This is a genomic window from Streptomyces sp. NPDC007917 (assembly GCF_042959105.1).
GTDB lineage: Bacteria > Actinomycetota > Actinomycetes > Streptomycetales > Streptomycetaceae > Streptomyces.
In genome coordinates this window covers 67,359-92,302 of the sequence record NZ_JBIBKK010000025.1, presented here as the reverse complement: position 1 = coordinate 92,302, position 24,944 = coordinate 67,359, and the positions used below count along the sequence as shown (strand labels likewise).

The window sequence follows — 24,944 nt, the reverse complement described above, 5'->3', positions numbered from 1 at the left end:
TGGCGTCAGTACAGCCCTGAGGAGTATCCGTGAGCCGCCGCCTCGTTTCCATCGTCACTCCTGTGCACGGCCCCGCCGTGTCCCTTTTGTCGGAAGCGTATGCATCGATCGCTCAGCAAGAGCTTCCCGAGGGCTGGGGTTGGGAGTGGCTGGTCCAAGAAGACGGCGAAGGTGTCAACGCCGCCGCACACCTACCTGGGGATGACCCCCGAATATCGATCGACTTCTCGCGTCGCGGTGGTCCTCAGGTCGCACGGACGATGGCGTTCGCCCGCAGCTGCATATCCGGCGAAAGCGAGTTCATCAAGGTTCTGGATGCGGATGACCGCCTTGCGCCAGGCACCCTCGCCCGGGATATCGACGTCCTGACCCGTCATCCGAGCGTGGGATGGACCACCTCGCGCGCGCTGGACCTCCTCCCGGACGGTTCGACCGTGGGTTTCGAGGGAGACCCGGAAAAGGGCGTTCTCCCGGCTGGAAGCGTGTGGCAGTACTGGAAGTCCAACAAGCGGGCCCAGGTCCACCCCGCGACGCTCTGCGCCCGCCGTGACCTCATGCTGGTCCTCGGGGGGTGGATGGCGCTGCCGGCGTCAGGCGACACCGGCCTGCTCCTCGGGCTCGACACCCTGGCCGACGGATGGTTCCACGACGAGGTCGGACTCCTGTACCGCAAGCACCCCGAGCAGATCACCCAGCATCCGTTCCACTCCCAAGGCCCGGAGTGGGAGGCCCGCATGCGCATCATTGAGCAGCACATCCGCGCACTCCGTACCGTCATTCCCGAAGGTGGCTCGTGTCACCGAGGCTGACGACCTGACGATTATGGTCCCCGGCAGCCGGCGGGGGAACGAACCGCCTGTCCAGCCACTCCTGCGGTCTTCCCTCCGCCTCCCCGTAGGACTTCTCCCGCAGTCTGCGATCCAGGACCGGTGTCACGCCGAACAGATCGGCCACCTCTTCGGCCGTCTGCCGGGCACGCTGCAGATCCGAGGAGATCAGCTCCGCCTCCGCGCCGTCGGGGATCACGGACCGGAGCGCCCGGGCGATGGAGGCCGCCGCGCGCCTGCCGTCGGGCGTGAGGTGCGAATCGTGCCACCCGCCGACCACCCCCTCGACGTGATGCGTCGCCTCCGGATGGGCGATGACATAAATGCTGCGCATCAGCTGTGTGCCTCTCTTGTCGATGCATAGTGGAAACCGGGCCGCGGATGCATCAGGAAGTCGTGGTGCGAGATGTTCCACGCGTACGCACCCGCCAGCGCGAACGCCACCCGGTCCCCGATCCGTAGCCCCGCGGCCGGCGCCCGTCGCGCAAGCACGTCCTTCGGTGTGCACAGTTGGCCGACCAGGGTCACCGGCTCGTTCCGTACGCAGGGGCGTGGCCACGGGTGGGTCCAGGTGTCGGCGGGGAGCACCGCGAAGGGGTGGTCGTGGCCCTTGGCGGCGGGGGTGCGCAGGTGGTGGGTGCCGCCGCGCAGGACGGCGTAGGGTTCCCCGCCGCTGTGCTTGAGGTCCAGGACCTCGGTGACGTACCAGCCACAGTAGACGGTCAGCGCCCGGCCCGGCTCGATCCGCAGGGTGAGATCCGGGTTCCGCTCGGCGATGCCGGCCAGTCCCCTGCCGTACGCGGCCCAGTCGAAGCGGTGGTCGGGGCGGGCGTAGTCGACGCCCATGCCACCGCCGACGTTCACCTCGGTGAGCCGCAGCCCGTGGCGGGCGGAGAGGGCGCGCGTCCAGTCGGTGACGCGGGTGGCGACCGCGAGGAGGGCGGGGGCGTCGAGGCCGCTGGCGAGGTGGGCGTGGATGCCGCGCAGCCGAAGGGGGCCGTCCGGCGTCAGCAGGGGGAGACAGCGTTCGACGATGTGGTCGGGGTCGAGGCCGAAGGGGCTGGGGCGGCCGCCCATGGCGAGGGCGGCGGCGCCCAGGGCGTCGTCGGCGAGGGGGAGGTTGACGCGGAGCAGGATGTCGACCGTGCGGCCCTCCTCGTGGGCGCGGGCGGCCAGTTGGCGGAGCTCGTGCTCGCTCTCGACATGGAAGCGCTCCACGCCCAGCTTCAGCGCGCGGCGCAGCTCGGTCTCGGTCTTGCCCGGCCCTCCGAAGGCAAGCGGGTGTCCGGGGACGGCCTCGCGGACGTGGGCCGATTCGCCGCCCGAGGAGACCTCGTAGCCGGTGACGTGGGGGGCGAGGGCGCGCAGGATCTCGGGGGCGGGGTTGGCCTTCGCCGCGTAGTACAGCTCGACGGCGGGCGGCAGGGCGGCCCGTACGGCCTGCGCGTGTTCGGCGAGGGCGGTGAGGTCGTAGATGTACGCGGGGAGGTCGTCGCCGGTCAGGGTGTCGGCGAGAGTGGCCACGCGGGTGGTGACGGGCGCGGTGGCGGGTGTCGCGGTGGGCGCGGCGACAGGTGTGGCGCCAGGTGTGGCGGCGGGCGCGGCGACGGGTGTGGCGCCAGGAGCGGTGACCGGCGTGGTGGCGGATGCGGACACGGGGACGGGCTCGGTGGTCATCGGGGGCTCCCGGGGGCTACGACGCAGGCCGCCTCGGAGAGCAGGTCGGAGGCGAGCGGGCTGGCGATGCGGACATAGCCCGCGTGGCGGTCGGCCTTGCGGGCCCAGCGGGTGAGGAGGTTGGCCTTGGCGGGCAGCGGGACACCCGCGGTCAGGGCGCGGAGGGCGGGCGGGTGGTCGTGTGCCGCGCCGCGCTCGTCCAGGACCCGGCGGACCGCCGACCACAGCTCCGGCTCCAGGTGCGGATGGCGGTCGGCGAGGGCGGCCAGCATCTCGGCGAGGTGGTTGACCAGCAGGCAGTACACGACGCGGTCCCAGCCGCGCTCGCGGTCGTACGTCATGGGGCCGGCCAGGGCGGGTGGCAGCGCGGCGAGGGCAGCCGCGTGGTGTTCCGGCAGCAGCTTGGTCCCTTCGAGGTCGCGGAAGAGGACCTGGCGCGGCAGGCCGGAGGCGTCGACGCCGACGACGACGTTCTGGAGGTGGGGTTCGAGGACGACACCGTGGTCGAAGTAGGCGGCCAGGACGGGCGGCACCAGCAGCGCCAGATACGCCTCCCACCAGGCGAGGGCGTGTCCGGGCCCGGTGTCGCCGAGGAGCTGGGCGACCCGCGCCCCGCCCGGGGCGGGGTACTCGTCGGCGACGGCCGCCGCGAGCAGCCCGGTGAGCCCGGGGCGCAGCCGGGCGGCGAGACCTTCGCGCACGATCACCCCGAAGCCCTCGATCAACTCCCGCTCGCCGTCGAGGTCCAGCGTCCGGTACGCGGGCTCGCGCAGCAGCGCGGCGCCCGGGAAGCGGGCGGCCACATCGGCGGCGGCCGGCTCCAGCAGCCGGGTCAGGGCGACCGCCCCGGACAGCTCGTACTCGGCGTTCTTGCGCAGGCAGTTGGTGATCCGGATGTTCAGGCTGAACTTGAGGAAGTCCCGGCCGTCGTAGAGCGTGCGGACGGACGCGGTGGGCGCGAAGTCCTGCCCGCTGGGGCCGAGGTCCAGGACGTCGCCACGGGCGATCGCCGCGCGCAGCGCGGGGTGGTCGCGCAGCATGGCGTGCTGCCAGGGGTGCACGGGCAGCAGACGGTAGCCGTCGGGCACGGGGCGCTGCCTGTCGAGGGGCGCGAGGGCTCCGGCGGCCACCGACTCCTCGCGTACGTGGGCCTGCCGTACGGCGAGGTGGTGCAGGGGGAAGCGGGCGCCGGTCTCGGGGGCGAAGCGGGCCCAGGAATCGGCGCTGCCGGAGCGGGCCTTGGGGGTGGGGTGGAAGCGGTGGCCGAACAGCAGCGACTGTTCGGAGGCGAGGTAGGCCAGCTGCGGGTCGCCGGTGGTGTGGTGGTGCGGGGCCGCGCCCGTACGCCCGCGGCTCTCCAGGGCCACCGTGACGCCCGCGTGGCTGGAGGCCACCTGCTCCAGGAACTCGTCGTTGCGCACACCGGTGCGCAGCCGCAGCTCCCGGTGGATGTACTCGGCGAGCGTGTGCCAGGACACCTCGGCCCACGCGCCGTCCCGTTCCTCGGTGACCGGGCCGGTGAACCGGTGTGCGCCGATGAGGGAGGTGCGGCGCAGCGCGACGCGCAGCAGCACCCCGCAGCGGGGCAGCCGCAGCCGCAGGTGGCCATCGGCCACGACGGTCTGGTGTTCCGGCCCGGACACCTCGCGGAGCAGGCAGTTGAGGAGGGTGTGGGCGACGACGTGATCGGCGCGGACCGTGTCGGTTTCCGTGTCGGTTTCCGTGTCGGACGGGGAGATGGATGTGGTCATGAGGCGACTCCAGCGGGGGTGGAGGAGGGCGCGGCGCTCATCGGCCGCGGGCAGGGAGGCCCGGGAGGAGGTAGTTGGGCCCGGTGACGTAGTGCTTGTTGATGTCGGCGGCGCCGGAGCGCTGCTTGGTGAACAGACTGCCCGCGCTGACCATGGCCTTGACCGGCAGCCGGTCCGCGTCCAGCACGAGGGCGCGCAGCACGGCGCCGGGCGCGCCGGGGCGGTGGTCCCCCAGCCGGTCGAGCCGGTCGAGCCGGTCGATGGCTTCGGCGAGCCGGTCGCGTATCAGCCGCAGCAGCGTGTCCAGCGGGGCCCGGCCGAGCCGGGCGAGCTCGAAGGCGAGGGCGCCGGCGCACAGATGCACGGTGATGGTGGCGAACACGTCGGCGACCGGGCCGTCGCCGTCGGTCGGGATCCGGCGGTCGTCGAATCCGCCCAGGAGGCGTGCGGCCTCGTCACCGCCGACGGCGCCGGCCAGCCGGGCGGGGTGGACACGCGGGCCGTCGTGGTCCTTCAGCAGCAGCCGTACGCGGGGGCGTCCGTGCTCGGTGTCGAGGACCAGGGAGGTGTTCTGCTGATGCGACTCCAGCGCGAGGCCGTACGCGAAGAGCGTGGTGTGCACGTCGAACAGCAGCGTGAGGTAGGCGTCGAGGAGCGCGAACAGGTCGCCGCCGTAGTAGCGGGCGGCCAAGGCGTCGGCGACGAGTGTGCGCGGGCCGCCGCCGGGCGCGGGGCTCAGCAGCGCCGCCACAGGCACGACCTGGCAGCCGTCGAGGCCGGGCGGGTAGCGCCGTACCAGCGTGGCCAGAAACTCGTGCCCGGCGTGCAGATACCTCCCCTCCTCGGCCAGCAGCACGCCCTTCGCCACCCGCGGCTCGCGCGCGAGCACCGCCTCCGTGAGCCGTTGCCCCGCCTCGCCGTCGGCGAGCGTTCCGGGCTTGATGGTGCGGCGGTTGCGCGCGCCCAGGGTGGCGGTGGCGAGCGGCAGTTTGAGGTGGGTGAGCGGGTCGTCCGTGACGGCGACGGTACGCATGGAGAGCGTGGGCCGTACGTCGAGCCACGCGCCGTCGGCGAGGTGGGCGCGGTCCGTGAGGCCGGTGGCGCGCAGGGCCATGGCCAGCACGCGGTGTGCGCTCAGCGGATGGACCGGGAAGGCGAGGTGGCTGTCGTCCAGACCGCCCGGCAGGCCCAGCGCCCCGGGCGTGGGCCACCAGACGGGCAGCCCGGCCACGTCCCCGGTCACGGCCTCGCGTGGGAGGGCGGCCCAGCGCAGCCGGAAGGAGGGGTGGAACTCGGGGGCATGGGCGCGCTGTTCGGCGTCGCTCAGAGCGAGGCGGGCGCGGCCGGTGGGGTAGACGGGGTGATCGCGGAAGGCGGCCAGCGTGTCGTACGCGAGCGAGCCACGCACCCCCGCCCACTGCTGGGCGGGCTCGCCACCGTAGGCGGCGACAAGCCGCTCGACGACGCGGGGGCGGATGCGGGCGTGCAGCCGCATGGCGTCCAGCGTCCGTCGGCACTCGACGGCGAAGGCGTCGTAGAGGCCCCGGTCGTCGGGGTCGGCGGCGTGTCGCAGGCGCGCGAGGACCGCGTCGAGGGTGGTGAGGGCGGCGAGGCCGGTGCCGCCCGGGTGTTCCTCCTCCACCAGCAGCCGCGCCGGTCGCCGGACCCGGATCTCGCACTGGAAGCCGTCCGGTTCGATCGGCAGCAGCACTCCCCCGCCGTCCGTGAGGACGACCCGCAGCCATGCGCCGTCGGCACGCCGTACGGTCCGGGCGCGGCTGCGCAGGCCGTACGCGTCTTCCCTCAGCAGCGTGTCGAGTACGCGCCCCAGCAGCTCCGCCTCGAAGGCGTCCGGGGCGTCCAGGGCGGCCGGGGTATCCGGGGCGCCCGGGGCTTCCGGGGCGTCGCCCGCTGCCCCGCCCGCGCGGCTCATGGCGCGATCACCCACTCGTTGGCCGACAGGAACCCGGCCACCGCCTGGTCGATGCGCCGCTGGTCGGTGCCGGTGGCGCGGAGCACGCCGAGGAAGTCGCGGTTGGTGCCGTAGAGCGGGTGTTCCTCGCCGATCCCGCGCAGCGGGCGGTAGTCGAGCCGTACGCCGCCGTGGTCGGCGACGCTCGCGGCGGGGGCGGCGGTCAGGCGGCCGGCGCGGTCGGCCATGACGTACTCCATGCGCACCCTGCCGTCGGTGCGGGCGCCGAGGTCGGTGGGGAGGGGGGTGCCGAGGTGGGTGCGGAGGATGTGCTCGAAGAGGGGGATGGCGAGGAGTTCGGCGAGTACGAGGTCGCACTGGTCGCCTATGGCGCGGTAGTTGACCTCGATGATGCGGGCGCGGTCGCCCTGGACGACGTACTCGGTGTGGCAGGCGCCGAAGCCCACGCCCAGCGCCCGCAGCTGGTCCAGCACCTGGCCGGTGTGCGGCTCGGGTGGGGCAGGGAGCAGTTCGAGGCGTTCCTCGATGAAGTACGGGGGCGGGGAGATGTCGGTGCGGAAGGCGGCCAGGGGGTGCAGCGTACGGCCGTCGCCGATGGTCTCCAGGGTCTGAAGCGGCCCGTCGAGGAACTCCTCGACCACCAGATACGCCTCGGGTCGCCGGGCCCGTATCTCGCGGACGCGCTCGGCCAGTTCGTCCGCGTCGCCGACGAGCACGACGTCTTCGCTGGCCACGCCCTCGCGCGGCTTGAGCACGCAGGGGTAGGGCACGCCCGGGCCGGCGAGGCGGGGGTGGTCGGAGGGGTCCTGGCCGGGGGTGAGTTCGGCGCACCAGAGGGAGTCGACGCCGGCGGCGGCGAGGCTGCGGCGCAGCTCGGCCTTGTTCTTGGTGCGCAGGGCGGCGCGCCAGTCCTTGCCGGGCAGGCCGAAGTAGTCGGCGGCGAGGGCGGCTTGGACCTGGAGGTGGTCGCTGTTGGTGAAGACCGCGGCGGTCTTGGGGGTCTCGGCGGAGATACGGCCGATGACCTCGCGGAAGTCCCGTACGTCGCAGTGCGCGATGTCCAGCTCGGGCAGCTCGCCGCCCGCCGCGGCGTGGCGGTCGTAGGCGCGCCGGTGTGCGTCGGGCTGGTCGGTGAGGAGGGTGACGGCGAGGCCGAGCCGGGCCGCGGCGGGGAGGAAGCCCTCGGTGACGGAGTCGGTGGGGTTGAGGGCGAGCAAGTGGAGCCGTGTGGCCGTTCCCGCGGGCAGGCCGGGCAGGCGGAATGCCTCGTCTAGATCATTCTCGTGCACGGACCGAGATTAGGTTAGGCATACCTAAGAGCGCCAATTCGCTTCACCCGTCTGCTCCTTTTTGAGCCCGATGCGCCGTCAACGCCGCGGTCACCCCGGCAGCCCGATGCGTCGGTGGCGGGCCCGGCGGGCGGCCAGCCGCTCCGCCTGGTCCTGGGCGCGCAGCGCGGCGAGCTCGGCGCCGAGGGTGGCGCCGAGGCGGGCGAGGAAGGCGTCGGGGCGCTCGGGGCCCTCCGCCGTCGCGTCCTGGGCCTCCTCTTCCACGATGCGGTCGACGATGCCGTGGGCGAGCAGGTCGGCGGAGCGCACGCCCTGCCGCTCCGCTATCTCGTACGCCCGCTCGGTGGTCCGGTAGAGGATCGCGGAGGCGCCCTCGGGCGGCAGCGGGGACAGCCAGGCGTGGCGCGCCGCGAGGACCCGGTCGGCGGGGAGCAGCGCGAGCGCGGCGCCGCCGGCGCCCTGGCCGAGCAGCAGGCAGAGGGTGGGCGCGGGGAGGGTCACCATGTCGGCCAGGCAGCGGGCGATCTCCCCGGCCAGTCCGCCCTCCTCGGCCTCCTGGTTCAGGGCCGCGCCCGCGGTGTCGACGACCGTGAGCAGCGGAAGCCCGTGCTCGGCGGCGATGCGCATACCGCGCCGCGCGGTGCGCAGCCCGGCGGGGCCGAGCGGCTGCCCGCCGCCGGGCCCGTCGGCCGCCGCGTCCCCATGGCGCGCGGCCCGGTCGTGGCCGTGGCGCGCGGCCCGGTCGTGCCCGAGGACGACGCACGGCGTCCCGCCGACGCGCGCGAGCGCGAGCAGCAGCCCGGGGTCGTGTTCCCCGGCGCCCGTACCGCTGAGGAGGCTCACGTCCTGGGCGGCGGCGCGCAGCAAGTCCCGCACGCCGGGCCGCTCGGCCCGCCGCGACCGTCGAATCGACTCCTCCGCACGAGGCCCACCACGCCCGGTGCCCGCCCCCGCGCTCCCCGGACACGGCCCCTCACCGCTCACCCCGGCAGCGGCGTCCGGGCCATGGCCGCCCCCGCGCGCCACAGCGGCGGCGTCCCCGCACAGGACCCTCAGCACGCGCGCCGCCACCTCCGACAGCCGCTCGGGCGCAAGGACCGCGTCCACCAGGCCGTGGGCCATCAGGTTCTCCGCGACCTGGACGCCGGCCGGGAATTCCTCCCCGTACAGCGCCTCGTGCACCCGCGGCCCCATGAAGCCGATGAGCGCGCCCGGTTCGGCGGCGGTGGCGTGTCCCAGGGAGCCCCAGGAGGCGAGCACTCCGCCCGTCGTCGGGTGGCGCAGGTGGACGAGGTAGGGCAGGCCGGCGGCCTTGTGGTCGGTGATCGCCGCGGCGACCTTCACCATCTGCAGAAACGCGACCGTGCCCTCCTGCATCCGCGTGCCGCCGGACGCGGGCGCCGCGAGGAGGGGCAGCCGCTCCGCCGTCGCCCGTTCCACGGCGCGCACCAGCCGCTCCCCCGACGCGACGCCGATCGACCCGGCGAGGAAGCGGAACTCGCAGGCCACGATGGCCACCCGCCGCCCCTCGACGCGGCCCTCGCCCGTGATGACGGACTCGTCGAGGCCGGTGCGTTCGCGCGCCCGCTCCAGGTCGGCCCGGTAGTCGGGGTCGTCCGTCGTGATGTCGACCGGCTCGTCCCAGCGGCGCCAGCTGCCGGGGTCGACGACGGTCTCGATCAGCTGGAGGGCTGACGTACGGCGGTTCGTTCCGGTCATGGTCACACCCTGCCACGGGCGACGGTGCCGCCGACAAGGTCTGACGCCGCCGGCAGGGGTGGCTCAAGCATCCTGAGCATGTGCTAACTTTTTTTGGCATGTGCAGGGTTTCGCTATGACTACCTCGGTGCCGGGCGGCGGGCCCCGCGACCTCAGCGGCGACGAATTGGTGCGCGTGCTGGCGACGCTGGCCAATCCGCACCGTCTGCGGGTCGTCGCGGCGCTCGCGCAGGAGCGCATGTATGTGAGCGAGCTGGCCCGCGCGCTGGGCATCAGCCGGGCGCTGCTCCAGGTCCATCTGCGCAAGTTGGAGGCGGCCGGGCTGGTGACGGCCCGGGTCGAGGTGTCGGAGGACGGTAAGGCCATGAAGTTCTACGAGGTCAAGCGGTTCGCGATCCAGCTGACACCGGAGGCCGTCGTGGCCGCGGAGCGGACGCTCACCCCGCCGGGCGACGGCCCGGGCGGGGAGACGAAGGGAACGAAGTGATGGACATACGCGAGTGGACCGAGGTCGTCGGGGCCTTCGGACTCTTCGCCCTGGTGACCACGGTGCTCACGACGGTCATCTGGCAGTTCGCGGCGACCCGGCGCGCGAAGGCCCAGGTGGTGCGGGAGCAGGAGTACCGCAAGCTCGCCGAGAGCGCGACCGCCGCGCAGCAGGGTACGGAGGAGCGGCTGAAGGAGATCAGCGAGCGCCTGGCGCAGATGCAGGGCCGGATGGATGCGCTGGAGCGCATCCTCCAGACCGTCGAATAGGCGGTCGGGTCACGGGCAGGGCAACACACAGGCCCTGGGCCGTCGAGCGGCAACTCGACGGCCCAGGTGAAGGAAGAAGCATCACCTCGCCCATGGGCGAGTTCTCACGGATACGTCCCTTCGTGGAAAGGACAGCAGCTCATGCTGCGCAAAAGCAAGTCGCGACAGAGCGCCGGAGGACCGGGCGGGAGCCCTGAGGGGCCACCCGGCCGGGTCGCGCTGGTGGAGCGGGTCGCGGGGTGGTCCGTCCGCCATCGCGCCCTGGCGATCGCGGGCTGGTTCGCGCTGGTGGCCGTGGCGGTCCTGGCGAGCGCGGTCATGCCGGGCGAGACGGTGAGCAGCACCGACCCCGGTGAGTCGGGCCGCGCGGGCCGGGTGCTGGACGCGCAGCAGGAGTATCCGCCGCCCCAGGAGAACGTCCTGGTCCAGGCCCGGACATCCGACAGGGCCAAGGCACCGGACGCGACACGGCCCTTCGTCGAGGACCCGGAGCTGCGGCGGGCCACCGAGGACCTGGTCACGGCGCTGCGCCGGACCCCGGGCGCGGTGACCGCGGTCCGCTCCCCGCTGGAGCGCGACGGAAGCCGGCTGGTGTCGAAGGACGGCCGCTCCGGTCTGGTCACCTTCACCGTGGCGGGGTCCGATGAGACAAGGGCCGAGCACGACGACGCCGCGACCGCGGCGGTGAAGTCCGTACAGGCCCGCCACCCTGGGGTGCGGCTGGCGCAGGCGGGCGACAGGAGCCTGTCGCGTGTGGTGGACGAGGGCATCAAGGGGGACTTCAAGCGGGCCGAGTTCTTCTCCCTTCCGCTCACCGTGGTGATCCTGCTGGTGGTGTTCGGCTCGCTGATCGCCGCCGCGATCCCGCTGCTGCTGGCGGCCACCACGGTGATCGCCACCTTCGGCTTCCTCCAGGTGCTCGCCCACTGGGTGCCGGTGAACAGCGCCACGTCGTCCATGGTGCTGCTGATCGGCGTGGCGGTGGGTGTCGACTACTCGCTGTTCTATCTGCGCCGGGCGCGTGAGGAGCGCGCGGCCGGGCACGGTGTCGCGGAGGCACTGCGGATCACGGCGCGCACCTCGGGGCGGGTGGTGGTGGTCTCGGGTCTGACGGTGATGCTGTGTCTGGTCGGGCTGCTGTTCACGGGTTTGGACAACTTCAAGGGGCTGACGGCCGGCGCGGTGCTGGTGGTCGGGGTGGCGATGGTCGGCTCGGTGACCGTGCTGCCCGCCCTGCTGGCCGCGCTGGGGCACCGGGTGGACAAGGCGCGTATCCCGTGGGTGGGCCGCCGCCGGACCGCGGCGGACCGGTCCCGGGCCTGGGCGGCGGTGGCCCGCGCGGTGGTGCGGCGCCCGCTGGTGTGGGGCGGCTCGGCGGCGCTGGCGCTGCTGGTGCTCGCGCTGCCCGCGCTGGGGATGCGGCTGCAGGACGCGGCGGTGACCGACAGCCTGTCGCGGAAGGTGCCGACGGTGGACGCGGCGGTCCGGATGCAGGAGGCGTTCCCGGGCGCCCCGGCCCCGGCGTCGGTGGTGATCTGGGGCAAGCGGGATCCGGGCGCCGTGGACAGCCCGGCGGTCCGCAGGGCGGTGGAGAGCCTGCACCAGCGGGCCGCGGCGAGCGGCGGGGCGCTGAACGAGCCCATCTCGGCCGCCAAGGTGGGCCGGGCGCTGGTGGTGCGGGTGCCGCTGGCGAGTTTCGGCACCGACGACGCGGCGAACCGGGCGCTGGAGACGCTGCGGAAGCGGACGCTGCCCGCCGCGCTGGGCGAGGCGGGCGGGGCCGGCGGCGGGGTCGACTACGCGGTCTCCGGCAAGACGGCCTTCGCGTACGACTTCACCGACCGGGTCACCGACCGCACGCCGTACGTCTTCGCCTTCGTGCTGGTGCTGGCCTTCGTGCTGCTGGTCGTCGCGTTCCGCTCGCCGGCCGTCGCGCTGATGTCGATCGTGCTGAACCTGCTGTCGATCGGCGCCGCCTACGGGGTGCTGACCTGGGTGTTCCAGGACGGCCACCTGAGTTGGGCGCTCGACTTCACCTCGTACGGCGGGGTGGTCGGCTGGCTGCCGCTGTTCATGTTCGTCATCCTCTTCGGACTGAGCATGGACTACCACATCTTCGTGCTCAGCCGGATCCGCGAGCGCCGGCTCGCCGGGGAGGGGACGCGCGAGGCGGTGGTGGGGGGCGTCGCGTCCGGCGCGGGCGTGGTCACCAGCGCGGCCGTCATCATGACCGCGGCCTTCAGCGTCTTCGTCGTGCTGTCCGCGATCGAGTACAAGATGATGGGCGTCGGGCTGGCGGTGGCCGTGCTCATCGACGCGACGCTGGTGCGTGGAGTGCTGCTGCCCGCCGCGATCACACTGCTCGGGCGGAGGGCGTTCCCGCGGACGTCACTCCATGGGCGCGATCGCACCGCCCGCGACATGCTGGTAGATGACCGAGCTGCGGAAGTCGACCACCTCCCGGCGCCCTGACAGACGGTCCATCAGGAAGGCGTGCAGCCGGTCCACGTCCGGCACCGCGACATGGACCAGGAAGTCGTCGCCGCCCGCGACGACATACACGGACAGGACCTCGGGGAGGGGCACCAGATACGCCTTGAAGCCCTCGATGACCTCACGGCTCAGCGGGCGGATGCGGACCGCGAGCAGCGCCTGCACCGGGCGGTTCAGGGCGCGCAGGTCGACCGTCGCGCGATAGCCGGTGATCACCCCGCGCTCCCGCAGGCCCCTCACCCGCTCCAGACAGGTGGAGGGGGCGATGCCGACGGTGCGCGCGAGGTCGCGGTTCGTCTGCCGTGCGTCGCGCTGTAGTTCGCGGACGATCGCCGTATCAAGTTCGTCCATGGCCCCTCCCCGGACCGGCTCACCGATTTTCGTTCGGTGAGCCGGTCAGCTCATCGGTGTTTCGGCTAGCTTCCCGGCCCGTGACCGTACAACGTACTCGTACCTCTGATCCTCCACGTCCTCCCCGGCCGGCGGCCCGTTCGGGCGGTCGCCGCCTCGGGGTCGGCGGCGGCACCGCCCTGTACGCGGGCGCCGTCCTCGGCCCCGGTGTGCTCGCGCTGCCCGCGCTCGCCGCCGCTGCCGCCGGTCCGGCCTCGGTCCTGGCCTGGGCCGCGCTGCTGGCGACCAGCGTCCCGGTCGCCGCCTGCTTCGCCGCGCTCGGCGCGCGGTTCCCCGACGGGGGCGGGGTGGCGACCTACGTCCACCGGGCCTTCGGGCCACGGGCGGCGGCCACCGTCGGGTGGTGGTTCTTCGGGGTGGTCCCGGTCGGGGTGGTCGCGGGCGCCTGGATCGGCGGCCAGTACACCGCCGCCGCGGCGGGCCTCGGCGACACGGGCACGGCGGCCGTGGCCGGGCTGGTGCTGGCGGCCGCCTTCGCCGCGAACCTCGGCGGACTCCACCTGTCCAGCCGGGTGCAGCTGCTGCTCGTGGGCCTGCTGGCGGTGCTGCTGCTGGCCGCGGTCCTGGCGGCGGTGCCGCATCTGCGCGCCGCGCACTTCACGCCCTTCATGCCGGGCGGCTGGAGTTCGGTCGGCTCGGCGGCCGGGGTGCTCTTCTTCGCCTTCGTAGGGTGGGAGGCGGCCAGTCATCTGTCGGCCGAGTTCGCCGATCCGCGCCGGGACCTGCCGCGCGTCACCGCGCTCACCCTCGCCGTGATCACCGTGCTGTACCTGGGGCTCTCGACGGCGACGGTCGGCGCGCTCGGCTCCGCCGCCGCGACCACGGACACCCCGCTGACCGAACTGCTGGCGCGGAGCGTGGGCGGCGCGGCCCGGCCGGTGGCCGCGGTCTCGGCCCTGTTCCTCACCTTCGGCGCCGTCAACGCCTACCTGGCGGGCGCGGCCCGGCTCGGCGCCGCCCTCGCCCGCGACGGCGCGGCGCCCCGGTGGCTGGCCCGGGGCGGCGGGCCCGGCGAGGTGCCGCGCCGCAGCCTGGCCGTGCTGGCCGGCGCGTGCGCCCCGGTCGGAGCGGTGGCCGCGACGGGCGCGGCCGACCTCGACCGTCTGATGCGCGCCACCTCCACCTGTCTCGCCGCGGTCACCCTGGCGGGGCTGCTGGCGGCGCTTGTGCTGCTGCCGCGCCGGACTCCGCTGTGGTGGGCGGCCATTGGCAGCGCGGCCGTCGTCTCCACCGTCCTCGCCCTCTCCGGGCAGCTGTTGCTGATCCCGCTGGCGCTGGCCGTCGCCGCGCTCTGCTTCCAGGCCTTCGCGCGCCGGCGCCCCGCCCGGAGTGACCGGCGCCCCGCCCGGAGTGACCGGCGGCCCGCCCGGGGCTGATCGGCGCCCCGCCCAGGTGTGATCGGCGGCTCAGCTCTCCGCGCCCGCCTGCGCGGCGTCGAGCACCGCCGTCAGCCGCTGCAGCCGGTCGCGCAGATCGACCACTTCCTCCGGGTCCAGGCCGCTGGCCTGGATGATCTGGAGCGGCACGGCCCGGGCGGGCTCCCGCAGCGCCTCGCCCTCGGCCGTCAGCCGGACCGAGACCGAGCGCTCGTCGTGGAGACTGCGCTCGCGCTCGACGAAGCCCGCCGCCTGCAGGCGCTTGAGGAGCGGCGAGAGGGTACCCGAGTCCAGGCGCAGGAACTCCCCGAGCTTCTTGACCGGCATCTCGCCGTGCTCCCACAGCACCAGCATCACCAGGTACTGCGGATAGGTCAGCTCGATGTCGCGCAGGACCCGCCGGTAGACGCTGCCGAAGGCGCGCGAGGCGGCGTGCAGGGCGAAGCAGACCTGCAGGTCCAGGCGGAGCAGGTCGTCAGCGGCTGCGGTCTCGGTCGGGTTCGGGGCCGGGCTCGGGGCCGGGCCGGGCTGGTGTGACATGTACCTAGGGTACCCCTTAGTTGTGCACAACTTAATTGTGTGCTCTACTTCTGTCACGACGGAGCGCACGACAGCGCGCCGCAGGATCCGAAAGGGATGGTCTTCATGGACGCGCTCTACACCGCGGTGGCCACGGCCAACGGACGCGACGGCCGGGCCGTGAGCTCCGACGGGCAGCTCGACCTGGCGCTGGCCATGCCCCCGGAGCTGGGCGGCAGCGGCAAGGGCACCAACCCCGAGCAGCTGTTCGCCGCGGGCTACGCGGCCTGCTTCGCCAGCGCGCTGGGGCTGGTCGGCCGTCAGGCGAAGGTCGACACCAAGGACATCTCCGTCACCGCCGAGGTCGGCATCGGCAAGGACGAGTCGGACGGCGGCTTCGGGCTGAAGGTCACGCTCCGCGTCGAGCTGCCCGAGGAGTTGGAGGGCGAGACCGGCCGCAGCCTGGTCGAGCAGGCGCACCAGGTGTGCCCGTACTCGAAGGCGACCCGGGGCAACATCGCCGTCGAGCTGGTCGCCGAATAATTCGTCACGAGACCCGCGCCGCCCCTTCGATGTTCTCCGCCATGCGGCGGAGAACATCCACGGTCGCCAGGTACTCCTCGTCCGACACCCCGCCGGTGATCCTCCGCCGGGCTTCCCCGATCCGCCCGGCCACCACGGCATGGCCTTCGACACCGAGCGGGGTGAGCGCGTACGGGGCCTCGGCGCCCTCCCGGGCGACCCAGCCCCGGCGCTCCAGACCATCCAGGACCTCATCGAGCGTGATCGCGCCCTCGCCCCAGAAGGGGCGCAGCGCCGCGGTGAGTTCATCCGGGGTCTTCGGGCCCGTCGACAGGGAGTGCAGCACCTGCCAGTGGCGCCGGGCAAGACCGCTGTCGGCCAGGGTGCGTTCGAAGTCGGCCTCGATCAGGCCGTCCAGGTGCTTGAGCCAGTATCCGATCGGCTTCATGTCTCCGCCTCCAGCGATGCATGTAGAATAGCAACTAGTTGTTTTTGATTATGCATGGAGGTGTGATGGTCGACAACAGAGATCCCGTGGACGACATCGAGCGGGCCATGGTCGCCATCCGGCGCAGCCAGAGCAGGCGTTCACTGGCGCGACTCGCCGACGGGGAGGATCGGGACTCCCCCAAGGGCCCGACGGCGAGGGGCACGGCGGCGAAGGGGGCGACGGCGAGGGGCACGGCGGCGAAGGGGGCGACGGCGAGGGGCGCGGTGGCGAGGGGCGCCGCCTTCGACGTCCTGGACGCGATCGAGGCGGCGGAGCAGAGCGGCGCGCCGGCCACCGTCTCCGGTGTCGCCGCCGCCCTGGCCGTCGACCAGCCCCGCGCGAGCAAGCTGGTCGCGGGAGCGGTCGAGGACGGGCTGGTGCGGCGCGAGGCGGATCAGGCCGACGGGCGGCGCACCCTGCTGGTCATGACCGAGGCGGGGCGCGCCATGACGGACGAGGTCCGGCGGTTCCGGCGGTCCGTGTTCGCGGAGGTGATGGCCGAGTGGCCGGAGGCCGACCGGGCCGAGTTCGCCCGGCTGCTCACGGACTTCGTCGGCGGGCTCGGCAGGATCGGCGGCCGGGCGCCGCGGTGAACGACGCGCACGGCGCACCGGAGGCCCGGGGCGCCGTGGCGGTTGTGCGGAGGAACGGGGCGGAGCGTCAGCAGGTCGTCGGAGTGGCGTGTTCTGGATCGAGGGCGTTGACCGCCTCATGGAAGGCGACCCGGTCGGTCATGGCGATGGTGACATGCTCCGACAGATCCCTCGGGCACAGGTCCTGGACCACGACGTTCCTGGCGTTCGCCCCGGTGAGGAACTGCGCGCGGTAGGGCGTGGCGACCTCGTCGTACTTGGTGGAGATGACGGTGTAGCGCACACCGGGGACGGTGTCGCCGCCCTCGTTGAGACGGGTGAGGAACGCCGACCCGACCACCTGGTCCGTCAGGCCTGGTGTGTGCCGGGCGAGGACGTCGGCCGCGCCCGGGAAGTAGTCGAGCAGCTCGGTGAGCCCGGACAGGGTGGTCCCGTGGTTGGTGGGGGCCAGGCCGACCAGCGCGTTGACCTTGGCCGCGCCGCCGAGGAACTTCAGGTAGTAACGGGGCATCATCCCGCCCTGGGAGTGGCCGACGATATCGACCTTGGCGGCACCGGTGGCGGTGCGCACCCGGTCGACGTAGGCGGACAGCTGCTTCGCCGACTCGTCGATCGGGCCGAGGCCGTGGAAGACGGGCACGCCGGGCAGCTGACCGTAGTCGAGGGAGAAGACGCAGTAGCCGCGGTCGACCAGGTACGGGGCGAAGCCGAGCCAGTTGTCGACCGAGTTGCCGAGGGTGCCGTGCACCAGGACGACGGGGCGCGGGTGCTGGGCGGACGGCTTGCACGAGTAGTCGTTCCAACCGCTGCTCGTCGCGCTCCGGCCGACGGCGGTTCCGGCGGGCGCGGTTCCGGCGGGCGCGGCGCTCGCGGCGACCGGCGCCATGACCGCCACGACCGCCAGGGCCAGGGCGGACAGTGATCTGCGGAGCGAGCGGATACGCCTCCAGTGCGACATCACATGGACTCCTCGCTGGTGGGGGAGGGTTGCGCTGACCGTGCGCTCTGCGATCCGGATCACAGGGGTGGTGTGTCGGCCTTAAATTACGCGCCAGTAGCAAGCGCATCCAGCCGTCCCGCGGTGAAGAAACCCTCACCCACCCCTCACGGCACGTCCGGAAGCGCGGCTGTGTCAGTGGGGTGACGTAGCGACCCCCACCCGGGGCTGATCCACCTGCCGGCGCCCGGACGACCTGCCGTCAAGGGCCCGGAAATCCCCCGGCCGGGCGCACCGCCCGCTCGCCGAAGCGGGCCCGCGCCCGGTCGACGGCGGCCTCGACGCGGCGGGCCTTGTCGTCCGCGGGGTCGAAGGTCAGCTGATGGGAGGCCTGTTCGGCGGCGGTCAGCCCCTCGGCGCGCAGCGCGATGGACCGCACCCGGGCCCGCTGCAGGCCCAGCGCGGCGTGCAGGGCGTACGCGGCGGCGGTCAGCGCCGGGGTGTGGGCGGTCGGCTCGGCCAGGGTCCGGCCGCGGGTGGTCGTGGAGCGGTCGGCGTAGCGGACGGTGAGCGTGAGGGCGCGGGCGACCTGTCCGCTGGTGCGCAGCCGGGAGCCGAGCCGGTCCGCGAGGGTGAGCAGCGCGCGGCATCTGCGCTCCGGGTCCAGTTCGTCGTGGCCGAAGCGGTGTTCGGCGGCCATGGAGCGGGCCGGGGCGTTCGGGGTGACGGGGACGGGGTCGATCCCGCGCGCCCAGTCGTGCACCCGGCGCGCGGTGGCCGGGCCGAGAATCCGGCGCAGGGTGGGCAGCGGCACGGCGGCGATCCGGGCGGCGCTGTCGAGACCGTACGAGCACAGGGTGCGGGCGGTCGCCTGGCCGACGCCGGGCAGGGCGGTGGGCGGCTTGTCGGCGAGGAAGGCGGCGACCGCGTCCGGGTCGTCGGGGACGGTACGGATCGCGGGCCGGGCTTCCTGGGCGGCCATCCGGGCGAGCAGCGGGTTGGCGGCGACGCCGACGGTGCAGTCGACGCCGTACCGGGCCAGCGCCCGGACCCGTACGATCTCCGCCAGCCCGGCCGCGTCCCGGTCGAAGTAGCGCAGCGCCCCGGCGACATCGGCGAGCGCGGCGTCGGGCGGCACCGCCTCGACGACCGGGGTCACCTCGGTGAGCAGGGCGAGCAGGCCCTCATAGGTGTCCGCGCCGAGGACAGGTCCGGGACGGCCGGGGCCGGGGCCTCGGCCGGGCGCGCCGGGGGCCGCCTCCGCCGCCCCCTCGGCGGGGTGGAAGCGCACGTACAGCACATGCGGTTGCTCGCCGGCCGGCCGGGGAGTCATCCCGCGCTCCCTGGGCTGGAATGCCACAGCTTGCGGCCGGTGGCGGCCTGTTCGCCCGCGGGCTGGAGGTCGGCCCACGGGTGCATGGCGTAGCCGGTGGGCAGGTGGATGCGGCGCCCGGAGTCGCCGCCGGCCTCGCTCCCGGCCTCGGCGTCCGCGCCGGCCGCGACACCGGCCGGGGCACCGGGCCCGGGCTCCGCCCGGCCCGCGCCCGCGAGTTCGGCGGCGACCGCCTCCAGGCCGCCCTCGCGGCGGAGTTCGGCCAGTTCGGCGAGGTTCCAGACCGCCGAGCCGACGACGCTGAGGCTGCGCGGCCCGCGCCGCTGGACCACGCCGCGCACCAGCAGCAGCCAGGAGTGGAAGACGGTGTGCGCGCACGCGGCGTGGCTGTCGTCGAAGAAGGCGCAGTCGACCAGCCCCGTGCCGTCGTCGAGCGTGGTGAAGATGACCCGCCGCCCCGAGCGGATCGGCGGTGTCTGGGTGGCGGCCTTGGCCCCGGCGACCAGCACGGTCTCGCCGTGCCGCGCGTCGCGCAGCCGCTTTGCCGGGACCGCGCCCAGCTCCTCCAGGAAGGCCCGGTGGTCGCCCATGAGGTGGCGCGATACGTCCATGCCGAGGATGCCGAGCTCGGCGCCGAGGCGTTCCTCCGGGTCCAGGTCGGGCAGCCCGGCGGGGGCGGGCGGCGCGGTCTCGGCCAGCGGGAGCTGGCCCTCACCGGTGCCGTCGCGCCGGGCACCCCGCTGTTGCCGGTGCAGTTCGGCGATCTGCAGCAGCAGGTCGCGGCGGCTGGCGCCGAAGGCGTCCAACGCGCCGACCTGGGCCAGCCGTTCGGCGACCGGCCGCCCGGGGTGGGCGCGCCGCCACAGGTCCTGGAGCGAGGAGTACGGCTGTCCGGCCGCGATCCGTTCGGTCTCGGCCTCGCTGATGCCGTGGACCTCGCTCAGCGCGAGCCGGACCCCGAAACCCACGCCCGCGGAACCCGGGCCCGTGAAACCCACACCCGCGGAACCCGCCGCCGTGGAATCCCCACCTGTGGAACCCGCGCCGGCCACCTCAGCTGACACCCCGTCACCAGACACCAGTTCGATTCGATAATCCGTGCCGGACCGGTTCACATCCAGCGGCAGGATCGGCACCCCGCGCCGCCGCGCGTCCGCCAGCAGCAGCCGCTTCGGGTACATCCCGGGGTCGTGGGTGAGCACCCCCGCGTAGAAGGCCGCCGGGTGGTGCGCCTTGAGCCAGGCGGACTGGTAGGTCGGCACCGCGAAGGCCACGGCGTGCGCCTTGCAGAAGCCGTACGACCCGAACGCCTCGACGATCTCCCAGGTGCGCGTCAGCACCTCCGGCCGGTAGCCGCGGTTCGCCGCCTCCGCGTGGAACCAGGCCCGCACCCGCCCCTGCCGCTCGGGGTCGGACAGCGCGCGCCGCGCCTCGTCGGCGAGGTCCCGTTCGCAGCCCGTCATGATCGAAAGGATCTTGATGATCTGCTCGTGGAAGACGACCACGCCGTAGGTCTCGCGCAGCGCGTCCTCCAGGTCCGGATGCGGATAGCGCGGCGGCTTGCGGCCGTGCCGCGCGTCGATGAAGGGGCGCACCATGTCGGCCGCGACCGGGCCGGGCCGGAAGAGCGAGATGTCGACCACGAGGTCGTGGAAGGAGGTGGGCTGCAGCCGGCCGAGGAGGTCGCGCTGGCCGGGCGACTCGATCTGGAAGCAGCCCAGCGTCTCGGTGGAGCGGATCAGGTCGTAGGTCGCCGGGTCGTTCGGCCGCACCACCTTGGGGTCGTCCAGGTCCAGCGGACGGCCCGTGACCCGCGCCACCTCCGCGGCGGCGTGCGCCATCGAGGACTGCATCCGCACCCCGAGGACATCGAGTTTGAGCAGCCCGAGGTCCTCGACGTCGTCCTTGTCGAACTGCGACATGGGGAAGCCCTCGCCGCTGGTGGGCACGACGGGCGTACGGGCCCGCAGCCCGGCGTCGGAGAGCAGCACCCCGCAGGGGTGCATGGCGATGCCGCGGGGCAGTCCGTCCAGCGCCTCGACCAGTTCCCAGAGCCTGCCGTGACGTTCCTGCTCGGCGGCGACCGCGCTCAGCTCGGGCAGTTCGGCGAGCGCCGCGCGGGCGTCGCGGGCGCGGATGTGCGGGAAGGACTTGGCCAGCCGGTCCACCTCGGCCGGGTCCATGCCGAGGGCCGCGCCCACGTCCCGTACGGCGTGGCGCACCCGGTAGGTCTCGGGCATCGAGACGGTCGCGACCCGCTCCGCCCCGAAGCGGTCGAAGATCGTGCGGTAGACCTCGAGGCGGCGCGCGGACTCCACGTCGATGTCGATGTCGGGCAGCGCGGCCCGCCGCACCGACAGGAAGCGCTCCATCAGCAGGCCGTTCGCGACGGGGTCGGCGTGTGCGATGCCGAGCAGGTGGTTGACGAAGGAGCCCGCTCCGGAGCCACGGGCGGCCACCCGGATGCCGAGCGCGCGGGTGTCGTCGACGACCTGGGCGACGGTGAGGAAGTACGAGGCGAAGCCCAGCCGCTCGATGGTGCGCAGCTCGTCCTCCAGCCGCCCCCACCGCTCGTGGTCGCGGTCGTAGCCGCGCAGCACCATGGCGGCGGCGCAGCGCGAGCGCAGCACCCGCTCGGCGCTCCGGTGCCCGGCCCCGACCAGGTGCGGCTCGGGGAAGTGGATGCTGCCGAGGCCGATGTGGTCCTCGGGGTCGACGAGGCACGCGGCGGCGGTGCGCGCGGTCTCCTCCAGCAGCCGGTGCGCGGCGTCCCCCCGCCGCCATCCCGCGGCCTCCGCGATCTTCTCGGCGATCCGCGCCATGTCCCGCGGGCCCTTGAGCCAGCGCTCACCGCTGTCGAGCGCCGCGGGGTCGCGCGGGTCGATCGGCACCAGCCTGCGGGCGGCGTCCAGCACGTCGGCGACCGGGCCCTGCCCCGGGTCGGCGTACCGTACGGCGTTGCTCAGCACGGCCCGTACGCCCTGGTCGGCGGCGAAGCCGACGGTACGGGCGGCCAGCCGCAGCGAGCCTGGGCCGGTGCCGGTGCGGCCGTGCCACACGGCCTCCAGGCGCAGCGCGTCGCCGAACAGCTCGCGCCAGGGGGCGATCAGCTGCTCGGCCCGGTCGGGCCGCCCGGCGGCCAGGGCCCGGCCGACGTCGGAGTCCGGGCCGAGGAGCACGGTCAGCGGGGCGAGGGCGGTGGCCCCGCCGCCGCTTTGGAGGTCTTCCCAGTGCAGCAGGGGCTGTCCGGCGCCGCCCGCGTGGGTCCCTGAGCGGGTGCCCGTATGGCCTCCTGAGCGGGTTCCCGCATGGGCTCCCGCCTCGGCTCCTGAGCGGTCCCCCGCCGGGGCTTCTCCCGCATGAGCGGCGGAGACCAGTCCGCACAGCGCGGCCCAGCCGGCCGCGCCGCCCCGCGCCAGGAAGACCGCGCGGGGCGCGGACTCATCGATGAACGCCCCGCCGCGCACCGGTGTGCGCCGTCGGACCGTACGCCCCGGTTCCGGGGCCCGCGCCCGTACGGCGAGGTCCACCCCGAAGAGCGGCCGCACCCCCGCGGCCGCGCCCGCCTTGGCGAACCGGACCGCCCCGGCCAGGCTGTCCCGGTCGGTCAGCGCGATCGCGTCCATGCCGCGCTCGGCGGCGCACTGGGCCAGCCGCTCCGGGTGGACGGCTCCGTACCGCATGGAGAACCCGGAGGCGGTGTGCAGATGCGTGAACCCTGGCATCCGCACCTCCCACTGCTTGTCGCACCCCCTGCCGTCCCTGCTCCCGGACCCACCTTAAACCAATTCTCGAACACTCGTACGAAACGACCCGCCCCCCGCGTGACCTGCGGGAACAACTTCTCTCTCTTTCACCATAAAGGACTAAAACCTCCATAACCCCCATAGCGCATGGCGGTACGCCCATACCCGCCCGGCGGCCGACCGCGTAAGGTCACCGCCATGACCGACCGCCCCGGCCACACCACCCGATCCGGCGACGCCGGCCTGCTCGGCCTGCTGCGCGAGCAGCGCACCGGCGCGCTCGTCACCCTCAAGCGCGATGGCCGCCCCCAGCTGTCCAACGTCGCCTTCGCCTACGACGCCGCGGCGCGCCTCATCCGCATCTCGGTCACCGACGACCGCGCCAAGACCCGCAACCTTCGCCGCGATCCGCGCGCGAGCTTCTACGTCACCAGCGGCGACCGCTACTCCTACCTGGTCGCCGAGGGAAACGCCGAGCTCACCCCGGTCGCGGCCGACCCCCACGACGCCACCGCCGACGAACTGGTCGAGGTCTACCGCGCCGTCGCGGGCGAGCACCCCGACTGGGAGGAGTTCCGCGCCGCGATGGTCGCCGAAGGGCGGCTGGTGGTACGGCTCCGGGCCGAGCGGGCGTACGGGTGGGGGCGGGAGAGCGGCGCGCTGAGCGGCCCGCTCGACGGCTAGGCCGCGACCGGGCCACGGCCGGCTCACGCCCGGCCCTGACCGGCCCAGTTCAGTTCAGTTCAACAGTGCGGCCGCGAACGCCCCGCGATGGGCCGCCAGCCAGGACTGCATACGGTCCCAGCGCCGCCATCCGCCACGCTCGGCCCACGCCTGGACGAAACCGGGGTCACCGTCGGCCACCCGGTCGGCGACGAAGGCCCGGCAGGTCTCGGTGGCCTGCTCGATGACCCCGGGCAGCTCGGCTCGTTCCCGCCGCGAGAGGCCGTAGCCGTCGGCGAGGATCCGCAGCCGCGCGGGGGCGTCCAGCTCGACGGGGTACAGGGCGGTCGCGGACACGGGATCGCTCATGGGCACCCAGTAACGGGCCGTCATGGCGACGTCCCAGATAGGGCGGCCCGGGGCGGCGAAATCGAAATCGATCAGGGCGGCGGCACGGCCGTCACGGAAGACGACGTTCTCCGGGCACACATCGTTATGGCACAGGATCGTTCCGCGCCCCGGGCCTTCCGGGTCGGCCAGGTCCCGGGGCCACTCGGCACGACCGTCCACCCCGACGGCCGCACATGCCTCGTGCAGCCGCCGCAGCAGGCGCCCCACCGACGGCCAGGGCGGTTGGGGTCAGCGCCCAGCGCGGAAACGGCGGCAGGGCCACGTCGCCGGGGACGAAGGTCAGCTGCGCGGCCAGCGCTTCGCCGCCCGCCGCGCCGTCTTCCGCCACCGCCGTCCCGCCTTCCGCCACCGCCGTCCCGCCTTCCGCCACCGCCGTGCCGTCTTCCGCCTCCGCCGTCATGACGAGCACGCTATCGGCGGATCGGCTCCCAGCGGGCCGGACCGCTAAGGCCGCAGGATGAGCTTGCCGCGGGTGTGGCCGGTTTCGCTCTGTTCGTGGGCCTTGGCCGCGTCGGCGAGCGGGTAGCTCTGGGCGATGGGCACCCGCAGCTGGCCCGCGGCGGCGAGGCGGGCGTGGCCGGCGAGGGCCTCGGCGGAGAGGGCTTCGCCCGCGGAGAAGGTGACGCCGAGATCCGCGGCCTTCATGTCGGCGATGGTGACGATGCGGTCGGTCGTACCGCCGCGCAGCTCGATGGAGACGGGCAGGGCGCCCTGCCCGGCGGCGTCGTAGACGGCGTCGATGCCGCCCGGGGCGACGGCGCGGACCCGGTCGGCGAGGCCTTCGCCGTAGGCGACGGGGATGGCGCCGAGCGAGCGCAGATAGTCGTGGTTGGCGGGCGAGGCGGTGCCGATGACGGTGGCGCCCCGGGCCACGGCGAGTTGGACGCCGACTCCGCCGACAGCCCCGGCGGCCCCGTGCAATAGCAGGGTCTCGCCGTCCGCCAGCTGGAGGAGGTCGAGGACGCGCGCCGAGGTCTCGGCGGCCACGGGGAGCGCGGCGGCGGACTCCCAGTCGAGGTCGGCCGGTTTGGGGGCGACGACGGTGGCCAGGGCGTACGTGGCGTAGGCCCCGGTGTCGGTCCAGCCCAGCACCTCGTCGCCCACGGACAGGCCGGTCACACCCGGGCCGACCTCGTCGACGATCCCGGACGCCTCCTGGCCGGGGACCGCCGGGAACTCGGCGGGGCCCATCTGGGGCAGCCAGCCACGGCGGATCTTGTAGTCGACGGGGTTCACGGCCGCGGCCACGACCTTCAGCCGGACCTGTCCGGGGCCCGGGTGCGGCTCCGCCATGTCCCCCAGCCGCAGCACCTCGGGGCCGCCGTACTCCTCGTAGACGATCGCCTTCATATCTCTCGCTCCAAGCTTCATATGGGTACACATCGGAGTTGATCCAAGGGCTCCATCCTCGGCCGGGACGTGCTCCGTCCCGCCCCGCCCTTCGGCCGGTACGACCTGGCCGAAAGGTCAGGCGGGGCGCGGACAACGCTGTTTACGC

At 73.9% G+C, this 24,944-nt stretch carries 21 protein-coding genes and 1 pseudogene; 8 read left to right on the top strand and 14 right to left on the bottom strand.

The genetic code is table 11. The features are described from left to right. Window positions 1–29: 29 nt before the first annotated feature. A complete protein-coding gene (locus ACFZDL_RS35930; RefSeq protein ID WP_353594647.1) occupies window positions 30–809 on the top strand; it encodes a glycosyltransferase family 2 protein in 780 nt (259 codons plus the stop codon). On the opposite strand, the gene ACFZDL_RS35925 is transcribed toward ACFZDL_RS35930, so the two are convergent. From ACFZDL_RS35925 to ACFZDL_RS35900, 6 genes are all read right to left on the bottom strand, one after another. Next, complete coding sequence (locus ACFZDL_RS35925; RefSeq protein ID WP_353594646.1) at window positions 775–1,161, bottom strand: histidine phosphatase family protein; 387 nt, start codon at window positions 1,159–1,161, stop codon at window positions 775–777. The genes ACFZDL_RS35930 and ACFZDL_RS35925 overlap by 35 nt on opposite strands. Then, the gene (locus tag ACFZDL_RS35920) at window positions 1,161–2,504 is read right to left on the bottom strand and encodes a type III PLP-dependent enzyme (RefSeq protein WP_353594645.1); all 1,344 of its coding nucleotides are present in this window, start codon (window positions 2,502–2,504) and stop codon (window positions 1,161–1,163) included. Before ACFZDL_RS35920 ends, ACFZDL_RS35925 begins: the two co-directional genes overlap by 1 nt. Continuing rightward, window positions 2,501–4,255 carry an IucA/IucC family protein gene (locus tag ACFZDL_RS35915; RefSeq protein WP_353594644.1) on the bottom strand — a complete coding sequence of 585 codons (1,755 nt, stop codon included), beginning with the start codon at window positions 4,253–4,255 and terminating at the stop codon, window positions 2,501–2,503. The genes ACFZDL_RS35920 and ACFZDL_RS35915 overlap by 4 nt, the downstream gene beginning before the upstream one ends. A gap of 37 nt (window positions 4,256–4,292) precedes the next feature. Next, entirely contained in the window at window positions 4,293–6,188 is a 1,896-nt protein-coding gene (locus ACFZDL_RS35910) for an IucA/IucC family protein (RefSeq protein ID WP_353594643.1), read from the bottom strand. After that, on the bottom strand, window positions 6,185–7,435 hold the full coding sequence (locus ACFZDL_RS35905) for a siderophore biosynthesis protein (RefSeq protein ID WP_353594703.1): 1,251 nt from the start codon (window positions 7,433–7,435) through the stop codon (window positions 6,185–6,187). Before ACFZDL_RS35905 ends, ACFZDL_RS35910 begins: the two co-directional genes overlap by 4 nt. Window positions 7,436–7,567: 132 nt before the next feature. Further along, window positions 7,568–9,196 (bottom strand): carboxyl transferase domain-containing protein, encoded by a 1,629-nt coding sequence (locus ACFZDL_RS35900; RefSeq protein WP_353594642.1) that lies wholly within the window; start codon window positions 9,194–9,196, stop codon window positions 7,568–7,570. A gap of 115 nt (window positions 9,197–9,311) precedes the next feature. Between ACFZDL_RS35900 and ACFZDL_RS35895 the strand changes: the two genes are divergently transcribed. From ACFZDL_RS35895 to ACFZDL_RS35885, 3 genes are all read left to right on the top strand, one after another. Next, window positions 9,312–9,683, top strand: coding sequence for a metalloregulator ArsR/SmtB family transcription factor (locus tag ACFZDL_RS35895; RefSeq protein ID WP_353594641.1), 372 nt, complete (start codon window positions 9,312–9,314; stop codon window positions 9,681–9,683). Beyond that, window positions 9,683–9,952: a hypothetical protein gene (locus ACFZDL_RS35890; protein ID WP_353594640.1), complete on the top strand. Its 270-nt coding sequence runs from the start codon at window positions 9,683–9,685 to the stop codon at window positions 9,950–9,952. The genes ACFZDL_RS35895 and ACFZDL_RS35890 overlap by 1 nt, the downstream gene beginning before the upstream one ends. A gap of 141 nt (window positions 9,953–10,093) precedes the next feature. Beyond that, complete coding sequence (locus ACFZDL_RS35885; protein ID WP_353594639.1) at window positions 10,094–12,424, top strand: MMPL family transporter; 2,331 nt, start codon at window positions 10,094–10,096, stop codon at window positions 12,422–12,424. On the opposite strand, the gene ACFZDL_RS35880 is transcribed toward ACFZDL_RS35885, so the two are convergent. Next, window positions 12,341–12,796 carry an Lrp/AsnC family transcriptional regulator gene (locus tag ACFZDL_RS35880; RefSeq protein ID WP_353594638.1) on the bottom strand — a complete coding sequence of 152 codons (456 nt, stop codon included), beginning with the start codon at window positions 12,794–12,796 and terminating at the stop codon, window positions 12,341–12,343. The two genes, ACFZDL_RS35885 and ACFZDL_RS35880, sit on opposite strands and share 84 nt — an antisense overlap. An 80-nt stretch (window positions 12,797–12,876) precedes the next feature. On the opposite strand from ACFZDL_RS35880, the gene ACFZDL_RS35875 reads away from it, so the two are divergent. Continuing rightward, window positions 12,877–14,232, top strand: coding sequence for an amino acid permease (locus ACFZDL_RS35875; RefSeq protein ID WP_353594637.1), 1,356 nt, complete (start codon window positions 12,877–12,879; stop codon window positions 14,230–14,232). 30 nt (window positions 14,233–14,262) lie between these two features. On the opposite strand, the gene ACFZDL_RS35870 is transcribed toward ACFZDL_RS35875, so the two are convergent. Further along, a complete protein-coding gene (locus ACFZDL_RS35870; protein WP_353594636.1) occupies window positions 14,263–14,772 on the bottom strand; it encodes a MarR family transcriptional regulator in 510 nt (169 codons plus the stop codon). 105 nt (window positions 14,773–14,877) lie between these two features. Between ACFZDL_RS35870 and ACFZDL_RS35865 the strand changes: the two genes are divergently transcribed. Continuing rightward, complete coding sequence (locus ACFZDL_RS35865; RefSeq protein WP_353594702.1) at window positions 14,878–15,294, top strand: organic hydroperoxide resistance protein; 417 nt, start codon at window positions 14,878–14,880, stop codon at window positions 15,292–15,294. Between the two features lie 4 nt (window positions 15,295–15,298). Here the strand turns inward: ACFZDL_RS35865 and ACFZDL_RS35860 are convergent, their stop codons facing one another. Then, entirely contained in the window at window positions 15,299–15,721 is a 423-nt protein-coding gene (locus ACFZDL_RS35860) for a MarR family winged helix-turn-helix transcriptional regulator (RefSeq protein WP_353594635.1), read from the bottom strand. 65 nt (window positions 15,722–15,786) lie between these two features. Between ACFZDL_RS35860 and ACFZDL_RS35855 the strand changes: the two genes are divergently transcribed. After that, complete coding sequence (locus tag ACFZDL_RS35855) at window positions 15,787–16,356, top strand: MarR family winged helix-turn-helix transcriptional regulator (protein WP_353594634.1); 570 nt, start codon at window positions 15,787–15,789, stop codon at window positions 16,354–16,356. 67 nt (window positions 16,357–16,423) lie between these two features. On the opposite strand, the gene ACFZDL_RS35850 is transcribed toward ACFZDL_RS35855, so the two are convergent. The 3 genes from ACFZDL_RS35850 to ACFZDL_RS35840 form a co-directional block, all read right to left on the bottom strand. Next, complete coding sequence (locus tag ACFZDL_RS35850) at window positions 16,424–17,314, bottom strand: alpha/beta fold hydrolase (protein WP_353594633.1); 891 nt, start codon at window positions 17,312–17,314, stop codon at window positions 16,424–16,426. Between the two features lie 241 nt (window positions 17,315–17,555). Further along, window positions 17,556–18,626: a hypothetical protein gene (locus tag ACFZDL_RS35845; RefSeq protein WP_353594632.1), complete on the bottom strand. Its 1,071-nt coding sequence runs from the start codon at window positions 18,624–18,626 to the stop codon at window positions 17,556–17,558. Next, a complete protein-coding gene (locus tag ACFZDL_RS35840) occupies window positions 18,623–22,351 on the bottom strand; it encodes a DNA polymerase III subunit alpha (RefSeq protein ID WP_353594631.1) in 3,729 nt (1,242 codons plus the stop codon). The genes ACFZDL_RS35845 and ACFZDL_RS35840 overlap by 4 nt, the downstream gene beginning before the upstream one ends. Before the next feature lie 219 nt (window positions 22,352–22,570). On the opposite strand from ACFZDL_RS35840, the gene ACFZDL_RS35835 reads away from it, so the two are divergent. Further along, window positions 22,571–23,056 carry a PPOX class F420-dependent oxidoreductase gene (locus ACFZDL_RS35835; protein WP_353594630.1) on the top strand — a complete coding sequence of 162 codons (486 nt, stop codon included), beginning with the start codon at window positions 22,571–22,573 and terminating at the stop codon, window positions 23,054–23,056. 54 nt (window positions 23,057–23,110) lie between these two features. Here the strand turns inward: ACFZDL_RS35835 and ACFZDL_RS35830 are convergent. Both ACFZDL_RS35830 and ACFZDL_RS35825 read right to left on the bottom strand, forming a co-directional pair. Further along, window positions 23,111–23,732 (bottom strand): annotated as a pseudogene (locus ACFZDL_RS35830) (phosphotransferase enzyme family protein); the annotation flags it as partial. A 158-nt stretch (window positions 23,733–23,890) separates the two neighbouring features. Beyond that, window positions 23,891–24,796 (bottom strand): NADP-dependent oxidoreductase, encoded by a 906-nt coding sequence (locus ACFZDL_RS35825; RefSeq protein ID WP_353594629.1) that lies wholly within the window; start codon window positions 24,794–24,796, stop codon window positions 23,891–23,893. Between the last annotated feature and the right edge of the window lie 148 nt (window positions 24,797–24,944).